This is a genomic window from Streptomyces fradiae (assembly GCF_041270065.1).
In the GTDB taxonomy this organism is placed as follows: Bacteria; Actinomycetota; Actinomycetes; order Streptomycetales; family Streptomycetaceae; genus Streptomyces.
The window spans coordinates 3,389,444-3,406,101 of the sequence record NZ_CP065958.1; the positions used below are offsets into that span (position 1 = coordinate 3,389,444).

The window sequence follows — 16,658 nt, forward strand, 5'->3', positions numbered from 1 at the left end:
TTCGCCTCCCGGAGAAGGGAGCCTGGGATCGTGCAGCGCAAGGCGTACGGACCGGGGCGCGGGGCGGGTCGGCCCGGGTCCGCGGTGGTCTCCGCGGTCGCCCTGACCGTCGGTCTCGGGGTCGGGCTGACCGGCTGCTCCTCCGGTACCGCCCCGAGTGCGGAGACGGTGGACGCCAAGGCGGGTCCGGCCACCACGACGGCGGCGCCCGGGCGCTACCGGACGCTGTTCGAGCCGTGTGGTGCCGTGCCGCAGGCGACATTGAAGGATCTGCTGCCGGGGGCCGCCGCGCTGCCGGACGCCGAGCGGGACCGGACCTATCGGGGGACGGCGGCGGCGACGTTCGACACCGACCGGCGGGTGGGGTGCAGTTGGAAGGCGGACGCGCCCGACGCGACGCACCGGCTGACGCTGGACTTCGAGCGGGTGGTGTCGTACGACCCGGCGGTCAGCGACGCCGACCGTGCGCAGGAGGTGTTCGGGAGCAAGCAGGCGGCCGCGGGCATCGTCGCGCCGCCGACCGCCCCGCCCACGCCGACGGGCGCGCCGAGCGGGGCGGCGACCCCGACCACGACGCCCGCCGGTGGGGCCACCTCCGCGCTCGCCGGGCACGAGCCGTCGCACGGGAGCACGGCCCCGTCCGCCCCGGCCACCCCGGCCACTCCCGCCTCGCCGACGACCGGTCTGGAGCCCCGTACCCTCGACGGGCTCGGCGAGGTCGCGTTCGTGAACGACACCCTCGCCGCGCCCGGCCCGTCGGGCGCGAAGCGGCTCGTGAGCGTGGTGTTCCGCACATCGAACGTCATCGTGACGGTGGCGTACGAGGAGCAGACGACGACCTCCGCCGAGCTGCCCGACAGCAGGGAGCTGCAGGAAAAGGCCCGGAATCTGGCCCGGCTGCTCGCCGAGCGGCTTGAGGAGTAGCCGTCCGGACCCGCTCCGTGAGCGGCGCGGGACCACGTAACGTGTCGGCGTATCCGCCCGTCGGCAGCCGGCCGTCGGCCGGCCGGATGCGCTCAGGGCGCCCCCGGACCGTACGACAAGCGACTGAAGGAACCATGCAGCGATCTGCCCCGCGCCTCTCCCGCATACTCGCCTGCGCCGCCGTCCCGGTGATGTTCGTCGCCGCCGGCTGCTCCTCCGGATCGGACTCCGGCGACAAGGGCTCCGGTGCCCCGGACAAGGGGGCGTCCTCGTCCGCGGCGGCGCCGCAGCCCACGCAGTCGACGAAGAAGGTGGAGCCGGCGAAGTTCGCGAAGCTGCCGGAGATCTGCAAGTCGGTCTCGTCGAAGACGGTCGAGAGCCTCGTGCCGAAGGTGAAGAACAAGAACGGCACGGAGGCCACCTCCAGTGATGCCGCGAGCCGTGGCGGTTGCTCGTGGAACGGTCTGGAGGACAAGGGCACCAAGGGCTCGCAGTACCGCTGGCTCGATGTGTCCTTCTACCGTTACGAGTCGGACGCGACGCTCGGCAGCGGCCAGGAGCGCGCCACGGAGAGCTACGCCAAGGAGCTGGCCAAGGTCCAGGCCACGGCGGGTGCGAAGAAGCTGAAGACGACGCAGACGACAGGCGTCGGCGAGCAGGCGGACACGGTGACGTACCAGCTGCGCAAGACGGACGAGGACTTCCAGTACGCCTCGGTGGTCGCGCGTGCGGGCAATGTGGTGGTGCTGCTGTCGTACAACGGTGCCGGTTACGCCGGGGCTGACACTCCGTCGGACAAGACGATCTCGGATGGTGCGCTGAAGGCCGCCAAGGAGGCGATCGCCGCCGTCGAGGCGGCCAACAAGTAGGCCTCTGTACGACGCCTGTACGACGTTTTCGCGCCGTTTGTGCGGATTCGTAACGGAGCCCGTCCCTCCCCCGAGGGTCGGGCTTCGCGCACATGTGCCAGTCTGTGCCCGCGAGATGTCGAACGACGGGAGGGATCGCGGGTGGCCGCGATGCAGCTGACACGCACGCACCGGATACTCATCGGCCTGGTCGTCGCGGGTGCGGTGATCATCGCCGGGATCGGTTTCGCCGGCTCGTACGCCGCGGTGCGCGCGCTGGCCGTCGACAAGGGCTTCGGCGATTTCTCGTACTTCTTCCCGATCGGCATCGACGCGGGCATCTGTGTGCTGCTCGCGCTCGATCTGCTGCTGACCTGGATCCGGATCCCGTTCCCGCTGCTGCGGCAGACGGCGTGGGTGCTGACGGCGGCGACGATCGCGTTCAACGGCGCGGCGGCGTGGCCGGACCCGCTGGGTGTGGGCATGCACGCGGTGATCCCGGTGCTGTTCGTGGTCGCGGTGGAGGCGGCGCGGCACGCGGTGGGCCGGATCGCGGACATCACGGCCGACAAGCACATGGAGGGTGTGCGGCTGACCCGCTGGCTGCTGTCGCCGATTCCGACGTTCCGGTTGTGGCGGCGGATGAAGCTGTGGGAGCTGCGTTCGTACGAGCAGGTGATCAAGCTGGAGCAGGACCGGCTGATCTATCAGGCGCGGCTGCAGGCCCGGTTCGGGCGGGCGTGGCGGCGGAAGGCGCCGGTGGAGGCGCTGATGCCGCTGCGGCTTGCGAAGTACGGCGTGCCGCTGGCGGAGACGGCGGCGGCGGGCCTGGCGGCGGCCGGTGTGGAACCGGCCCTGCTGCCGCCGGCCCCGGCGGTCCCGGTGGCTCCCGTGGCTCCGGAGCTGCCCCAGTCGCAGGCGCAGGCGCAGATGCAGATGCAGCCGGTGCAGGTGGCGGCGCAGGTGCCCGGGCAGATGGCGCCCGGGCAGATGGTGCCGGCTCAGGCGGTGCCCGCGCAGCAGGGTGTTCCGGGTGAGGACGGCAACCCGTGGTTTGCGGCGCAGCAGCTTTCGCCGGAGACCTATCAGGGCACGTACGACCCTCAGATCGTGGAGGGTCTGGAGCCGACTCCGGTGCCGATCCCGCAGGGTCCGGACGATGTTCCGCCGCCGGGTCCGGAGGAGTTCGAGGAGTACTCGGAGTTCGTGGACGAGGAGCCGTCGGGGGTCGAGTTCGCGGAGTCGGCGTACAAGGCGATGTGGGACTACGTGGAGGAGAACCAGGAGTTCCCGACGTCGGAGCAGCTCGACATACGGCTGAGTGACCGGTACGGGATCACTCATCCGCGCAGTACGTCGATCCTGCGGGAGCTGATCCCGCAGTTGCGGCTCCGGATCGAGCAGGAGTGGGCGGAGACCCACACGCCGTAGGCGGCGCCCGCGCATGAGACCGCCCTCCTCCGCACGATGCGGAGGAGGGCGGTTTTCGTCGGCTCGGGCCGTCGGTGACGGTTACGCGCCGAGCAGCTTGCGCACGCGGTCCGCGCCCACCGCGAGCAGCAGCGTGGGGAGGCGGGGGCCGGTCTCGCGGCTCACGAGGAGCTTGTAGAGGAGGGCGAAGAAGGAGCGCTGGGCGAGCTTGAGCTCCGGGGTGGGCTTGGCTTCGGGGTCGAGGCCGGCCATGACCTTCGGGACGCCGTAGACCAGGGTGGTCAGGCCGTCGAGGGACCAGTGGGTGTCGAGGCCCTCCAGGAGGAGGCGCAGCGACTCGCGGCCTTCGTCGTCGAGCGAGCCGAGGAGTGCGGTGTCGGGCTCGTCGCGGACGATGGTGCGCTGGTCGGCCGGGACCTGGGTGGTGATCCAGTTCTCGGCACGGTCGAGGCGTGGGCGGACCTCGTCGAGCGAGGCGACCGGGTTCTCCGGGTCGAGCTCGGTGAGGATGCGCAGGGTCTGCTCGTCGTGGCCGGCGGTGATGTCCATGACGGAGGCCAGCGTGCGGTACGGCAGGGGGCGCGGGGTGCGCGGCAGCTCGCCGGCGGCGGTGCGGGCGGCGCGGGCGTGGGCGGCGGCGTCGGCGGGGAGCACGGTGCCGTCGGCGACCTTGGCCTCCAGCTTGTCCCACTCGTCGTAGAGCCGCTGGATCTCCTGGTCGAAGGCGATCTTGAAGGACTGGTTGGGGCGGCGGCGGGCGTAGAGCCAGCGGAGGAGCTGGGGCTCCATGATCTGCAGGGCGTCGGCCGGGGTGGGGACGCCGCCGCGGGAGGAGGACATCTTGGCCATGCCGCTGATGCCGACGAACGCGTACATGGGGCCGATGGGCTGGACGCCGTCGAAGATGCCGACGATCTGGCCGCCGACCTGGAAGGACGAGCCGGGCGAGGAGTGGTCGACGCCGGAGGGCTCGAAGATGACGCCTTCGTAGGCCCAGCGCATGGGCCAGTCGACCTTCCAGACCAGCTTGCCGCGGTTGAACTCGCTGAGCTTGACGGTCTCGGCGAAGCCGCAGGAGGAGCAGGTGTAGGAGAGCTCGGTGGTCTCGTCGTCGTAGCCGGTGACGGTGGTGAGGTCCTTCTCGCACTGGCCGCAGTAGGGCTTGTACGGGAAGTAGCCGGCGCCGCCGCCGGAGCCGTCGTCCTCGCCGGCGGCGCCGGAGCCCTCGGCGGCCTCCAGCTCGGCCTCGTCGACGGGCTTCTGGGACTGCTTCTTCGGGGCCTTCTTCGTCCGGTACTGGTCGAGGATGGCGTCGATGTCGCCGCGGTGGCGCATGGCGTGCAGGATCTGCTCGCGGTAGACGCCGGAGGTGTACTGCTCGGTCTGGCTGATCGGGTCGTACTCGACGCCGAGCTCGGCGAGCGCCTCGACCATGGCGGCCTTGAAGTGCTCGGCCCAGCTCGCGTGCGGCGAGCCGGCGGGGGCCGGGACGGAGGTCAGCGGCTTGCCGATGTGCTCGGCCCAGGACTCGTCGACGCCCGTGACGCCGTTGGGCACCTTGCGGTAGCGGTCGTAGTCGTCCCAGGAGATGAGGTGGCGGACCTCGTGCCCGCGGCGGCGGATCTCGTCGGCGACCAGGTGCGGGGTCATGACCTCGCGGAGGTTGCCCAGGTGGATCGGGCCGGAGGGGGAGAGGCCGGAGGCGACGACGACCGGTTTGCCAGGCGCACGTCGCTCCGACTCGGCGATGACCTCGTCCGCGAAACGGGAGACCCAGTCGGTCTCGGTGCTGCTCTGAGCCACGGTCGGTTCGTCCTTCTTCCTTGGTTCCTTCGGAAAGCCTGCGGGCCGGTAGGCCCCACACGAGTCATTGTCCCAGACGGAAGGACGCGCTCCGAGGTTGTCCACAGGCTGAGCTTCTCCGTACTCCGTGGTTGTCCACAGGCCTGTGGTTGTCCACAGGGGGAGAAAACTCGTTGCCTGCCCATGGGACACTTGACAGGCGAAACAGCCCGTAAGTCTCCCACCACAGGAACGGAAGCTCATGGCCTCGGTCCCTTCCCTCGCTTCGACCGTGCAGCAGCGCCTCGCGGAAGGCCTCTCGGCAGCCCTGCCGGAGGCCGGGTCCGCCGACCCGCTGCTGCGACGAAGCGACCGGGCCGACTTCCAGGCCAACGGCATCCTGGCCCTCGCCAAGCAGCTCAAGGGCAATCCGCGCGAGCTGGCGACCAAGGTCGTCGAGGCCATCCCGGCCAATGACGTGCTGCAGGTGATCGAGGTCTCGGGCCCCGGCTTCCTCAACATCACGGTCTCCGACGCGGCGATCGTGAACACGCTCGCGGCCCGTGCCGCCGACGCGCGGCTCGGCGTGCCGTTCAACGAGGCGGCGGGCACGACGGTGATCGACTACGCCCAGCCGAACGTGGCGAAGGAGATGCACGTCGGCCACCTGCGGTCGGCGGTGATCGGCGCGGCGATGGTCGAGATCCTGGAGTTCACCGGCGAGCAGGTGGTCCGGCGGCACCACATCGGCGACTGGGGCACCCAGTTCGGCATGCTCATCCAGTATCTGATCGAGCACCCGCACGAGCTGGACCACAAGGCCGAGGGCGCGGGCGCGGAGGTCTCCGGCGAGGAGGCCATGTCGAACCTGAACCGGCTGTACAAGGCGTCGCGTGCGCTCTTCGACTCCGACGAGGAGTTCAAGACGCGGGCCCGGGCGCGGGTCGTGGACCTGCAGGCGGGCGACGAGCAGACCCTCGCCCTGTGGCAGCGGTTCGTCGACGAGTCGAAGATCTACTTCTACTCGGTCTTCGAGAAGCTCGACATGGACATCCGCGACCCCGACATCGTCGGCGAGTCGGGGTACAACGACATGCTTCAGGAGACCTGCCGGATCCTGGAGGAGTCGGGCGTGGCCGTCCGCTCCGAGGGTGCGCTGTGCGTGTTCTTCGACGACATCAAGGGCCCGGAGGGCAACCCGGTCCCGCTGATCGTCCAGAAGTCCGACGGCGGCTTCGGCTATGCGGCGACCGACCTGTCGGCGATCCGCGACCGGGTGCAGAACCTGAAGGCGTCGACCCTGCTGTATGTGGTGGACGCCCGTCAGTCGCTGCACTTCAAGATGGTCTTCGAGACGGCCCGCCGGGCCGGCTGGCTGAACGACGAGGTGAAGGCGCACCAGCTGGCCTTCGGCACGGTCCTCGGCAAGGACGGGAAGCCGTTCAAGACCCGTGAGGGCGAGACGGTGCGGCTGGTGGACCTGCTCGACGAGGCGGTCGAGCGTGCGTCGGCGGTCGTCCGGGAGAAGGCCCAGGACCTGTCGGAGGAAGAGATCGCCGAGCGGGGTGCCCAGGTGGGCATCGGCGCGGTGAAGTACGCGGACCTGTCGACGTCGGCGGCGCGGGACTACAAGTTCGACCTGGACCAGATGGTCTCGCTGAACGGCGACACCTCGGTGTACCTGCAGTACGCGTACGCCCGTATCCAGTCGATCCTGCGCAAGGCCGGTGACGCGAGGCCCGCGGCCCACCCGGAGCTGGCGCTCGCGGCCTCGGAGCGGGCACTCGGCCTGCACCTGGACTCGTTCGGCGAGGTCATCCAGGAGACCGCCGAGGAGTTCGCCCCGCACAAGCTGGCGGCGTACCTCTACCAGCTGGCGTCGCTGTACACGACGTTCTACTCGGAGTGCCCGGTCCTGAAGGCCGACACCCCGGAGCAGGTCGAGAACCGTCTCTTCCTCTGCGACCTGACCGCCCGGACCCTGCACCAGGGCATGGCCCTGCTGGGCATCCGGACGCCCGAGCGTCTCTGACACTCGGCAGTATCGGCGAAAAAGGAGAGGACGGCCGTGCCTTCGGGCACGGCCGTCCTCTCCTTTTTCCAGGCCTTTCGCCACGCCTTTTCGCAAAGAAAATGTGGCGACTTGTCAAGAAGTGTCAAGACTGAAAGACATTTCAAGATTGACATGGCAGTACGTCAGGACGGGGGAATCGCCCCCGTTTTCGGCGTTAGCTTGCGGGCATGGATATCTTCACGCTGCCCCGCTTAGGGCTCCTCGTTCCGCCCGAGAACCCCATCGCGGAACCCGAGTACCACGAGCTGCTCGGCTCCGAGATGAATGTGTACACGACCCGTTTCCCGGTGACTCCCGGATTCACCCTGGAAACGATGGAGATGTACAACGAGGTGCTTCCCGATGTGCTCGCCACGTTCGGGACCATGCGGCTCGACGGCGCCGTCGTGGCGTGCAACGCCTCGCACTATCTGCTGGGCCCGGACGGGGACCGTGCCTTCTGCGCGGAGCTGTCGGAGCGCTGCGGGTTCCCCGTGCAGTCGACGACGCTGGCCATCCTCGACCTGTGCGACGCGCTGGGGGTGAGCAGCCTGACGCTGGTGTCCCCGTACGCGTCGTGGCTCACCGAACTGTCCCGCGGCTACTGGGAGAAGGCCGGTCTGACGGTCGACCGGATCGTCCTCGCGCCGGCCGGGCCGAACCCGCCGGGCCGCGGCGAGGAGAAGGACGAGGACTTCAACCCGTACCTGGTGACGACGAAGACGCTCCTGGAGCGCATACGGGAGGCCGACGTCCCCGAGGACGGGACGGTGCTGTTCACCGGCACGGGCATGGGGACGCTGCCGGCCGTGGCCGCGCTCGCCGCGGAGGGCACGCGGCGGACCCTCATCACCTCCAACAGCGCGGCGGCGTGGTGGGCGCGGCGCACCGCGGGGCTCGCCGGTGCCGGTGAGCACGCCCTGCTCCAGCGGATCGACGGGGCGGTGCGATGACGACCTCCGACTCCCTCGTGGCCGTGGTGAGCGGCGCCGCGTCCGGGATCGGGGCGGCCGCCGCGGCCGCCCTCGCCGCCCGGGGCATACGTGTCGCCGGCCTGGATCTGAAGCCCGACGAGGTCGCCGCGCCCGCTGTCGGGATCGCCTGCGACGTCACCGACGACGCCTCCGTACGCGGGGCGGTCGCGCAGGCCGTCGAGCGCTTCGGCCGGGTCGACATCGTCGTCAACAACGCGGGCATCGCCGCCCAGGGCGACATCACGGGCAACGACGACGACGAGTGGCGTCGGGTCCTCGACGTGAACGTCATCGGCATGGTGCGGCTCGCCCGTGCCGCGCTGCCGCATCTGCGCGAGTCCCCGGCGGCCGCGATCGTGAACACCTGCTCCGTCTTCGCGCTGACCGGCGTGCCCCGGCGCACGCTCTACTCCGCGTCCAAGGGCGCGATCTACTCGCTGACCCTGGCGATGGCGGCCGACCACGTCCGGGAGGGCATACGGGTCAACGCCGTCGCACCCGGCGCCGTCGACACGCCCTGGATCGCGCGGGTCCTGGCGCTGGCCCCGGACCCGGCGGCGGCGCGGGCCGAGCTGAACGAGCGGCATCCCCTCGGGCGCCTCGCACGCCCCGAGGAGGTCGGCGAGGCCATCGCCTATCTGGCCACCTCCGCCTCCTCCGGCACCACCGGCACGGTCCTCACCGTCGACGGCGGCATCCACGCCCTGCGCCTGTAGCCGCCCGCCGCACGCCGGACGCCGCACGCGCGGCTGCGCGGCCGCTCCCCCGGCGCCCGTCCCCGCACGCGCTTGACCTTCACATCAATGGAAAGGTTTCAGGATCTCGTCATGACGAGCACCGCTTCCCCCGAGTCCCCCACCCGTGACGCCCCGCCGGCCGACGCCGCGAAGCTGCCGATGGCGGCCCTGCTCGCGCTGGCCGTCGCCGTCTTCATCACCAGCCTCACCGAGACGCTGCCCGCCGGGCTGCTGCCCGCGATGAGCGACACCCTGCACACCAGCGAGTCGGCCGTCGGACAGACGGTGACCATCTACGCGCTGGGCACGGTCCTCACCACCATCCCGCTGTCCGCGGCCACCGCCGGATGGCGCCGCAAGCGCCTGCTGATGGCCTCCATGGGCGCCTTCGCCGTCGCCAACACCATCACCGCCCTGTCGGTGAACTACCCGCTCACCCTGGTCGGCCGCTTCCTGGCCGGTGTGGCCGCCGGCCTGGCCTGGGCGCTGCTCGCCGGGTACGCCCGCCGCATGGTCGCCCCGCACCAGGAGGGCCGCGCCATCGCCATCGCGATGGCCGGCATCCCCGTCGCCCTGTCGCTCGGCGTCCCGGCCGGCACCTTCCTCGGCAGGATCGCGAACTGGCAGGCGGCGTTCCTCGTCATGACCGGCCTGACCGTGCTGCTCCTGGTCTGGATCGCGGCGATCGTGCCGGACTACCCGGGGCAGGCGGCGGGCGGCAAGATCCCCGTACGCAGCACCCTGCGGGTGCCCGGTGTCACCCCGGTGCTCTTCGTCATGCTGGTCTTCGTCCTCGCGCACACCATCCTGTACGCGTACATCGCCTCGTTCCTCGACGACATCGGCATGGGCGACCAGACGGACGCGGCCCTGCTCGTCTTCGGCGTCGCGTCCCTGGTGAGCATCTGGGTCGTCGGCACCTACATCGCCGCGCACCTGCGGACCCTGACCATCGCCAGCACCCTCCTTGTGGGCCTCGCCGTCGCGGTCCTGGGCGCGTTCTCCGGCACCGACGCCCTGGTCTACGTCGCAGCGGCGCTGTGGGGTCTGGGCTGGGGTGGCGTGCCCACCCTGCTGCAGACGGCCGCGGGGCAGGCCGGCGGCGAGGCGGCCGACGCCGCCCAGGCCATCCTGGTGGTGCTGTGGAACGTGGCCATGGCCGGCGGCGGCATCGCCGGCGGCCTCGTGCTGCAGGCCGTCGGGGTCACCCCGTTCCCCTGGATCGTCCTCGCCCTCCTGGTCCCGGTCCTGGTCGTGGTCCTCGCCTCCCGCGCGCACGGCTTCCCCGGAAAGAGCCGGGCCTGACGTCCGCGACGCCGTACGAAAGCCGCGAGGCGCCCCGGCCGGGGGAACGGCCGGGGCGCCTCGCGGCTAATGCAGGGGTGGTCGGTCAGGCGGTGTAGCCGCCGTCGACGGCGAGCGAGGTGCCGGTGACGTAACGGCCGCCGGGGCCCGCGAGGAAGGCCACCGCGGCGGCGATGTCCTCGGCCTCGCCGAACCGGCCCAGGGCGGTCAGACCGCGCTGGAAGTCGCCGCTCTCGCCGGCGGCCGGGTTCATGTCGGTGTCGATCGGGCCCGGGTCCACGGCGGTGACGGTGATCCCGCGCGGCCCGAGCTCCCGGGCGAGGGCCTTGGTGAAGCCGATGAGCGCGGTCTTGGCCATCGCCTGGACGACGAAGTTCGAGCCGGGGACACGGCCGTTGAAGCACGAGCCGATGCTGATGATCCGGCCCTCGTCGCCCATGTGCCGGGCGGCGGACTGGGAGGCGAGGAAGATCGAGCGGACGTCCACGGCGAGCGCGCGGTCCAGGTCCTCGGCGGTCACCTCGTCGAAGGCGCCGTAGGCGAGGAAGCCGGCGTTGTTCACCAGGATGTCGATCCGGCCCAGGTCGCGGACCGTCTGCTCCACGACCGCCACGGCGGCGTCGGACTCGGTGAGGTCGGCCTGGATGGCGACGGCCTTGCCGCCGGCCGCCTCGATGTCCTTGACGACCGCGCGGGCCTGGTCGGCGGCCCGGACGTAGGTCACGGCCACGGCGGCGCCGGCGGCGGCGAGCCGCTTGGCCACGGCCGCGCCGATACCGCGGCTGCCGCCGGTCACCAGGGCCACCTTGCCGGTCAGCTCGGGCGTCTCGGTCACGGTGCTTCCTCCGTTGGACTGGTTGCTGTTCGTCATGACGGGATCCTGAAACCTTTCCATTAATGTGAGGGTCAAGCGGGTCAAATCAGGTACGTACGAGGGGAGTTGACAGGGGTGCGGATCGGTGAGCTGTCGGAGCGCACGGGGACCTCGCGGCGGCTGCTGCGCTATTACGAGGAACAGGGCCTGATCGCCTCGTCGCGCGAGCCCAACGGCTACCGCGACTACGACGAGGCCTTCGTCGACCGGGTCATGCAGATCCGCGGCCTGCTGGCGGCGGGGCTGCCCACCAGGATCATCAAGCAGATCCTGCCGTGCCTCAGTCAGCCCCGCGCCATCCACTTCGAGGAGGCCACCCCGGAGATGCTGGCCACCCTCGAGGAGGAGTGCGACCGCATGACCGAACGCATCCGGTGTCTGGAGCGCAACCGCGACGCGGTCTCCGCCTACCTCGCGGAAGTACGCCGCAGGAAGGCGGAGCGCGTCGCGGCCCGCACCGACACACCGAGCGCGTCGGGGGGTGCGTCCGGCGCACCGAGTACGTCAGTGGGACGAGGCCGTACCGCCGTACTGGACGGTGTTTGAGAGCACGACGCCGTGGCTGGCCACCTCGATGGTGAGCCGGTCGCCGTCGGCGACCTGGAACCCGTCGTGGAAGCTGCTCAGGTCGGCGCCGGTCAGCAGGTAGTTGACCAGTCCGGGGCGGCGCAGGGCGGGGAAGGAGAAGGCCCGGTCGACCATGTCCTCGACCGTGAAGTACAGGGCGTCGGCACCGCAGTCGAACTTGCCCTCCCAGGCGACCTGTCCGGCGCGCTCGATGGTGACGCGGCCGGTGGCCGAGCGCGGCGGCTCGCCGACGAAGAGGTACGGCGAGATGCCGGTGTCGCAGAGCTTGCCGGACGGCGTGTAGCCGGGGTGGATCCGGTGCAGGCCGATGTCGCAGAAGTCGTTGCCGAAGGTGAAGCCGGCGTAGTGGGGCGTGCCGTCGTCGTCGTTGACGTGGACGAGGGCGACCTCGGCCTCCTCGATCAGGATGATCGGCTCGGCGGGGACGACGAGGGGCTGGCCGGGCGTGCGCAGCCACGAACCGAGGCCCTTGAAGTACCACTTGGGGATCGGCGGCCGGCCGTCGTGCGACTCGATGGCGTCCGCCTTGGACTTGTGGGTGCCGAGGAAGCCGCTGACCAGCGAGGCGCCGGTGGTCGGAAGGAGCGGCGGCAGGGCGTGCAGCTCGGGGTCGCCGGCGGTGACGGTGACCGTCTCGGCGGCCTCGACGAGGGCGGTGATCGCGTCCGGTCCGCCGTCGGTGAGGAAGACGTCGAGGAGCGCGCCCTCGGCGACCGCGTGGAGGGTCTGCGGCTCGCCCGGGGTCTGGATGCCGAGGCTGACGTACCGCCGGTCCCGGTACTCGTATTCGCTGAGGATCAGCATGGGTTCGTGACCTTTCTCAGGTGGTCGGTGTCAGATCGTCGGGACTGATGCAGGGGCAGGTACGTGGACGAGGTCGTGCAGGACCTCCTCGATGCGGTCCAAGGAGGCCTTGATCCACGGGAGTTCGAGGGGTGCGGAGGAGTGCAGGGCCTGGGTGCGCCGCTCTTCGGTGTCGCCGTAGAGCCGGCTGGTGGCGGCCCTGACGCGCAGGACGCGGTCGGGTTCGCCGAACGCGCTGCCGGGCAGGACGCCCAGGCCGTGCCGGTCCGCGAGGAGCGCGGCGAGCTCCCCGCCGCCCGACACCCCGTGCGCGGCGGCGAGGTGGTCGCGCAGCGGCTCGAAGTCCGGGTAGAGGTAGCTGGTGGCGCGGACCGGGGTCAGTGCGGCGCCGGCCGCGGTGAAGTGCCGGTGGACCGCGCGCACCACCGTCTCGTGCAGGCGCCGGGCCGCCGCCACGTACGCGAGGACCTCGGGCGGCTCCGCGAAGGCGTAGGCGGCGGCCGCCTGGACGGGGGCGGCGGTGGTCGACCAGGTCTGGCTGGCGACGGCTTCGAGGCGGTCGCGCAGCGCGCGGCCGAGCGGGCCCTCGGGCAGCCGGGCGACGCCCATGCGCCAGCCGCCCACCGCGAGGTTCTTGGTGAGCCCGGTGGTCACCACGGTCCGCTCGGGCGCGAACACGGCCGGGGAGAGGGCCCGGTCCGCGCCCTCGAAGACGAGGTCGCAGTAGATCTCGTCGGAGACGATGACCAGGTCCAGGTCCCGGGCCGCCGCGGCGAGCCGGCGCAGGGTGTCCGGCTCGGCGACGGTCCCGGTCGGGTTGTCGGGGAGGGTCACCACGACGCACCGCGGATCGCGGCCGGCGGCCCGTGCGGCGGTGACCGCCTCGCGCAGCGCGGCCGGGTCCGGGACTCCGCCCTGGCCGGGCAGCGTGGGTACGTGGAGCGGCTGCGCGCCGGCGAGCCGGGCCTGGGCCGCGTAACTCACCCAGCTCGGCACCGGTACGACCACGTCGCCGCCGACGGCCAGCATGAGGGCGAACAGCACGGGCTTGCTGCCCGGGCCGCAGACCACCATCTCCGGGTCGGTGTCGAGGTTCCGCCGCCCCCAGTAGCCGGCGGCCGCGGCGCGCAGCGCCGGGCTTCCGGCGACGGGGCCGTAGGCGCCCAGGCCCGCCGCCGCGGCGAGCCGCTCCCGCAGCTCGGGCAGGACGGGCAGGCCGATCTCGCCGCTCGCGAGCGACAGGACCCGCTCCCCGGCGCGGCGCCGGCGCTCCAGCGCCTCGTCGGCGGCGAGGGTCGCCGACATGGTCACCGGCGCGGGTTGGGACATGACGGCCTCCGAAGGCGGGTCGTTCAAGGACAGGAAGGGGAGGGGGAAAACCGGGGGGTGTCGGGGGAGGTGCACCCCCCGGTGGTCGGTGTGGGGCGCCGCACCGCACGGGTCAGCCCGTACGGGAACGGTGCGGCGCCCGCGAGCGAGAGCTCGGGCCGCGTACGACTAGTCCGCGTACAGCTTCCTGAGCTCGATCTTGCGGACCTTGCCCGTCAGGGTCTTGGGCAGGGCCGTCATGACCTCCAGGCGCTCGGGGAAGAACCTGGGGTCCTGGCCGGCCTCGCGCAGATGGGCGCGGATCTCGTCCAGGGTCGGCGGGGTGCCGCCGGCCGCGACGACGACCGCGAGGATCGGGTCGTCGATGTGGCCGGTCGGGCCGACCACCGCCGCGTCGGTCACCTTGGGGTGGCCGGCGATGACCGCCTCCAGCTCGGCCATCGGCAGGACGATGCCGTCCCGCATGATGGCGTCCTTGGCGCGGCCGAGGACCCTTATGCCGCCGCGGCCGTCCTCACGGGCGACGTCGCCGGTGTCGAACCAGCCGTCGTCGGTGAGTTCGTCGTCGAAGACGTCCTGCTGCTTGAAGTAGCCGAGCGCCTGCGACGCCCCGCGCACCCGCAGCCGGCCGACCGAGGCCCGCACGGTGGGGTCCTGGCAGGCGTCGATCCGTATCTGCATGGAGTCGATCGGCCTGCCGTGGCTGTGCGCCGCCCAGTCCTGGTTGTAGTCGAGCCGCGTGATGGTGACCGGACCGAACTCGGACATGCCCCATACCGAGTACGTCCGGGCGCCGAAGGTCGCGCGCAGCTCGTCCACCAGGGGCTGGAGCACCGGCGCCGCACCCGTGATGGTGTGGCGCAGGCTGGACACGTCGTGCGGGTCGCGCTGCTGGACCCGGGCGACGCCCATGAGGGTGGGCGGCGGCCCGTACAGCAGGGTGGCCCGGTACCGCTCGACCAGGTCGAGCAGTCCGTCGTGGTCCGGTCCGTCCTGGAAGGCGACCGTGCCGCCGAGCATGACGCCGGCGAGGATGCCCTGGCCGAAGCCGGAGTAGTGCACCAGCGGGGTGGTGACGGCGGCGACCAGGTCGTCGCGGAGCATGAAGCTGTCCACATAGCCGCGCACGCCCGAGTGGACGGTGTTCTGGCTGTGCACGACACCCTTGGAGAAGCCGGTGGTGCCGGAGGTGAACAGCACCACGAACGGCTCGTCCGGACGCAGTTGACGATCGATCAGATCGCCCATGCGCCGCTTCTCCCAGTGCACGGAGACGAAGTGGTCGTGGAAGTCGACCGCGCCGTCGGGGACGTGCCCGTCGAGGACCACCAGGTGCTCGAGCGGCAGCTCGTCGCGCAGCCCGTCGATGGTCTCGGCGAGCGGGTAGCCCTCCCACTCCGGCACGGTGACGCACACCTTCGCCTCGGTGAGGACGAGCCGGTGGCGCAGCTCCTCCGCCTGGCAGACGGGCGCGATCGGGCAGATCACGGCGCCGACGGCCATGCAGGCGAACATCAGCGGCACCATCTCCCACCGGTTGGGCAGCTGGACGGCGACGACGTCGCCGCGCTGCACGCCCAGTTCGAGCAGGGCACCGGCGAACCGGTCGGTGAGCCGGGAGAGTTCGGCGTAGTCGAGCGTGTCGGTACGGGCCTCGTCGAGGCGGCGGCCGGCGATGGCGAGCTTGCGGGGCCGTTCGCCGGCCTGGCGGCGCAGGTCGTCCAGGAAGGTCTCGTCGCGCCACCAGCCGCGGCGGCGGAATTCGGCCAGGCGGTCGGCGGCCGAGGGTGTGACACTCATCCGAAGAGCTCCTGGCGGCGGGCGGCGAGCAGCTCGGGCAGCGGGTTGCCCGCGCGCGAGGCGGCGATGTCGAGCAGATCGCGGGTGTTGAGGCGGACCCGGTCGGCGACCCAGTCGAAGACCCACTGCTTGCGGGCCTCGTGGGACAGCTCGAAGGGGACCTTGCGGGTGACGGCCAGGGCCGCCGAGCCGGCGCCGCCGATGTTGGCGATGACACCGGGGACCAGGGCGGCGCCGGACGCGGCGACCTTCTCCTTCGCCTCCGCGCTGGAGGCGAGGTTGGCGCCCTCCACGACCACCCGGGCGCGCAGCCGGTGCGCGTTCTCGGCGTTGAGGGCGTACTTCTGGGCGGCGAGCACCAGCAGGTCGGCGTCCACGTCGAGCCAGGCGTCGGGCTCGCGGCTCACGGTGACGTGCTGCGGCAGCCGGGAGTGGTCGATGCGGCCGAACTCGTCGGTGATGGCGACCAGATCGGCGACCGGCAGGCGGTCGGCGCTGATGGTGCCCTGGACGTCGGCGATGCCGACGACGAGGTGGCCGCGGTCCTCCAGGAAGCGGGCGACGGCACGGCCGACGGCGCCGAAGCCCTGGATCACGACCCGGGCCGGCTCGGTGCGGCCGCCCGCCTCCAGGGCGGTGAGCGCGGCGACGCCGACACCGTGGCCGGTGCAGTCGATCAGCGGCTCGTAGTACGTACGCCAGTCGATCGGCATGTCGGGGGCGCCGAGCCGGTAGCGCGGGTCGTAGCCGGCCTCGTCGAAGAAGACGGCGCGGTCGGCCGGGGTGACGCCCATGTCGATGCCGAGGTGGATGCCGCCGTGCAGCAGCGGCTTGACCGTGCGGCCGAAGGTGCGGAAGGTCTGCTCGCGGCCGGCGCCCTCGGAGTTGGCGGCGGTGGCGACGATGCCCGCCTTCGCGCCGCCGATGCGCAGGCCCGCGAGGGTGAACTTCTCGGTCATGTCGCGGGCGAGGCCGGCGACCTCCTCCTCGGTGACCCCGGTGGTCATCCGGGTGCCGCCCATGGCCAGGCCGTCGACGAGGGAGTCGACGACGACCCAGCCCTTGATGCTGCCGCCGCTGCCGTTCAGATGGACGGTGAGGGCGGGGTCCTTCGGGTGGTCCTGCGAGAGGTCCTGCGGGTTTTCCAGATCACTCATTGCCAGTCCTTTGGATACTGGGATCGGTGGCCGAGGCCAGAAGAGGTGTGGC

The 16,658-nt window shown here is 71.5% G+C and carries 14 protein-coding genes; 8 read left to right on the plus strand and 6 right to left on the minus strand.

Annotated features, from left to right (window positions below; genetic code table 11):
* Nucleotides 1–30: 30 nt before the first annotated feature.
* The 3 genes from JAO84_RS15260 to JAO84_RS15270 all read left to right on the plus strand — a co-directional run bounded on the left by JAO84_RS15260 (nucleotide 31) and on the right by JAO84_RS15270 (nucleotide 3,203).
* Nucleotides 31–924, plus strand: a complete 894-nt coding sequence (locus JAO84_RS15260) for a DUF3558 domain-containing protein (RefSeq protein ID WP_370413381.1) — start codon at nucleotides 31–33, stop codon at nucleotides 922–924.
* Between the two features lie 134 nt (nucleotides 925–1,058).
* Complete coding sequence (locus tag JAO84_RS15265; protein WP_370413382.1) at nucleotides 1,059–1,793, plus strand: DUF3558 domain-containing protein; 735 nt, start codon at nucleotides 1,059–1,061, stop codon at nucleotides 1,791–1,793.
* Between the two features lie 150 nt (nucleotides 1,794–1,943).
* Nucleotides 1,944–3,203, plus strand: a complete 1,260-nt coding sequence (locus JAO84_RS15270; RefSeq protein ID WP_370413383.1) for a DUF2637 domain-containing protein — start codon at nucleotides 1,944–1,946, stop codon at nucleotides 3,201–3,203.
* An 81-nt stretch (nucleotides 3,204–3,284) separates the two neighbouring features.
* Here JAO84_RS15270 and lysS read toward each other — a convergent pair whose 3' ends face one another.
* Nucleotides 3,285–5,006: a lysine--tRNA ligase gene (lysS, locus tag JAO84_RS15275; RefSeq protein ID WP_370413384.1), complete on the minus strand. Its 1,722-nt coding sequence runs from the start codon at nucleotides 5,004–5,006 to the stop codon at nucleotides 3,285–3,287.
* Nucleotides 5,007–5,247: 241 nt separating this feature from the next.
* Between lysS and argS the strand changes: the two genes are divergently transcribed.
* The 4 genes from argS to JAO84_RS15295 all read left to right on the plus strand — a co-directional run bounded on the left by argS (nucleotide 5,248) and on the right by JAO84_RS15295 (nucleotide 10,054).
* Complete coding sequence (gene argS, locus JAO84_RS15280) at nucleotides 5,248–7,017, plus strand: arginine--tRNA ligase (protein WP_370413385.1); 1,770 nt, start codon at nucleotides 5,248–5,250, stop codon at nucleotides 7,015–7,017.
* 209 nt (nucleotides 7,018–7,226) lie between these two features.
* The gene (locus JAO84_RS15285) at nucleotides 7,227–7,991 is read left to right on the plus strand and encodes an arylmalonate decarboxylase (protein ID WP_370413386.1); all 765 of its coding nucleotides are present in this window, start codon (nucleotides 7,227–7,229) and stop codon (nucleotides 7,989–7,991) included.
* Nucleotides 7,988–8,728, plus strand: a complete 741-nt coding sequence (locus JAO84_RS15290; protein ID WP_370413387.1) for an SDR family NAD(P)-dependent oxidoreductase — start codon at nucleotides 7,988–7,990, stop codon at nucleotides 8,726–8,728. The genes JAO84_RS15285 and JAO84_RS15290 overlap by 4 nt, the downstream gene beginning before the upstream one ends.
* Before the next feature lie 111 nt (nucleotides 8,729–8,839).
* Nucleotides 8,840–10,054, plus strand: coding sequence for an MFS transporter (locus tag JAO84_RS15295; protein ID WP_370413388.1), 1,215 nt, complete (start codon nucleotides 8,840–8,842; stop codon nucleotides 10,052–10,054).
* 85 nt (nucleotides 10,055–10,139) lie between these two features.
* Here JAO84_RS15295 and JAO84_RS15300 read toward each other — a convergent pair whose 3' ends face one another.
* Nucleotides 10,140–10,925, minus strand: a complete 786-nt coding sequence (locus JAO84_RS15300) for an SDR family oxidoreductase (protein WP_370413389.1) — start codon at nucleotides 10,923–10,925, stop codon at nucleotides 10,140–10,142.
* A gap of 78 nt (nucleotides 10,926–11,003) precedes the next feature.
* On the opposite strand from JAO84_RS15300, the gene JAO84_RS15305 reads away from it, so the two are divergent.
* Nucleotides 11,004–11,474 carry a MerR family transcriptional regulator gene (locus JAO84_RS15305; protein ID WP_370413390.1) on the plus strand — a complete coding sequence of 157 codons (471 nt, stop codon included), beginning with the start codon at nucleotides 11,004–11,006 and terminating at the stop codon, nucleotides 11,472–11,474.
* On the opposite strand, the gene JAO84_RS15310 is transcribed toward JAO84_RS15305, so the two are convergent.
* From JAO84_RS15310 to JAO84_RS15325, 4 genes are all read right to left on the minus strand, one after another.
* Nucleotides 11,433–12,320, minus strand: coding sequence for a fumarylacetoacetate (FAA) hydrolase (locus tag JAO84_RS15310; protein WP_370413391.1), 888 nt, complete (start codon nucleotides 12,318–12,320; stop codon nucleotides 11,433–11,435). The genes JAO84_RS15305 and JAO84_RS15310 overlap by 42 nt on opposite strands.
* A 30-nt stretch (nucleotides 12,321–12,350) precedes the next feature.
* Nucleotides 12,351–13,649, minus strand: coding sequence for a pyridoxal phosphate-dependent aminotransferase (locus JAO84_RS15315; RefSeq protein WP_370413392.1), 1,299 nt, complete (start codon nucleotides 13,647–13,649; stop codon nucleotides 12,351–12,353).
* Nucleotides 13,650–13,817: 168 nt separating this feature from the next.
* Nucleotides 13,818–15,449: an AMP-binding protein gene (locus JAO84_RS15320; protein ID WP_370413393.1), complete on the minus strand. Its 1,632-nt coding sequence runs from the start codon at nucleotides 15,447–15,449 to the stop codon at nucleotides 13,818–13,820.
* A complete protein-coding gene (locus tag JAO84_RS15325; protein WP_370413394.1) occupies nucleotides 15,446–16,606 on the minus strand; it encodes a Glu/Leu/Phe/Val dehydrogenase dimerization domain-containing protein in 1,161 nt (386 codons plus the stop codon). Before JAO84_RS15325 ends, JAO84_RS15320 begins: the two co-directional genes overlap by 4 nt.
* Nucleotides 16,607–16,658: the final 52 nt, after the last annotated feature.

What these genes read in the sequence shown, in the direction of transcription:
- JAO84_RS15265 (WP_370413382.1), top strand. Translation starts at nt 1,059, where the DNA reads ATGCAGCGATCTGCCCCGCGCCTCTCCCGCATACTCGCCTGCGCCGCC.
- JAO84_RS15270 (WP_370413383.1), top strand. Translation starts at nt 1,944, where the DNA reads ATGCAGCTGACACGCACGCACCGGATACTCATCGGCCTGGTCGTCGCG.
- argS (WP_370413385.1), top strand. Translation starts at nt 5,248, where the DNA reads ATGGCCTCGGTCCCTTCCCTCGCTTCGACCGTGCAGCAGCGCCTCGCG.
- JAO84_RS15285 (WP_370413386.1), top strand. Translation starts at nt 7,227, where the DNA reads ATGGATATCTTCACGCTGCCCCGCTTAGGGCTCCTCGTTCCGCCCGAG.
- JAO84_RS15290 (WP_370413387.1), top strand. Translation starts at nt 7,988, where the DNA reads ATGACGACCTCCGACTCCCTCGTGGCCGTGGTGAGCGGCGCCGCGTCC.
- JAO84_RS15295 (WP_370413388.1), top strand. Translation starts at nt 8,840, where the DNA reads ATGACGAGCACCGCTTCCCCCGAGTCCCCCACCCGTGACGCCCCGCCG.
- JAO84_RS15300 (WP_370413389.1), bottom strand. Translation starts at nt 10,925, where the DNA reads ATGACGAACAGCAACCAGTCCAACGGAGGAAGCACCGTGACCGAGACG.
- JAO84_RS15310 (WP_370413391.1), bottom strand. Translation starts at nt 12,320, where the DNA reads ATGCTGATCCTCAGCGAATACGAGTACCGGGACCGGCGGTACGTCAGC.
- JAO84_RS15315 (WP_370413392.1), bottom strand. Translation starts at nt 13,649, where the DNA reads ATGTCCCAACCCGCGCCGGTGACCATGTCGGCGACCCTCGCCGCCGAC.
- JAO84_RS15320 (WP_370413393.1), bottom strand. Translation starts at nt 15,449, where the DNA reads ATGAGTGTCACACCCTCGGCCGCCGACCGCCTGGCCGAATTCCGCCGC.
- JAO84_RS15325 (WP_370413394.1), bottom strand. Translation starts at nt 16,606, where the DNA reads ATGAGTGATCTGGAAAACCCGCAGGACCTCTCGCAGGACCACCCGAAG.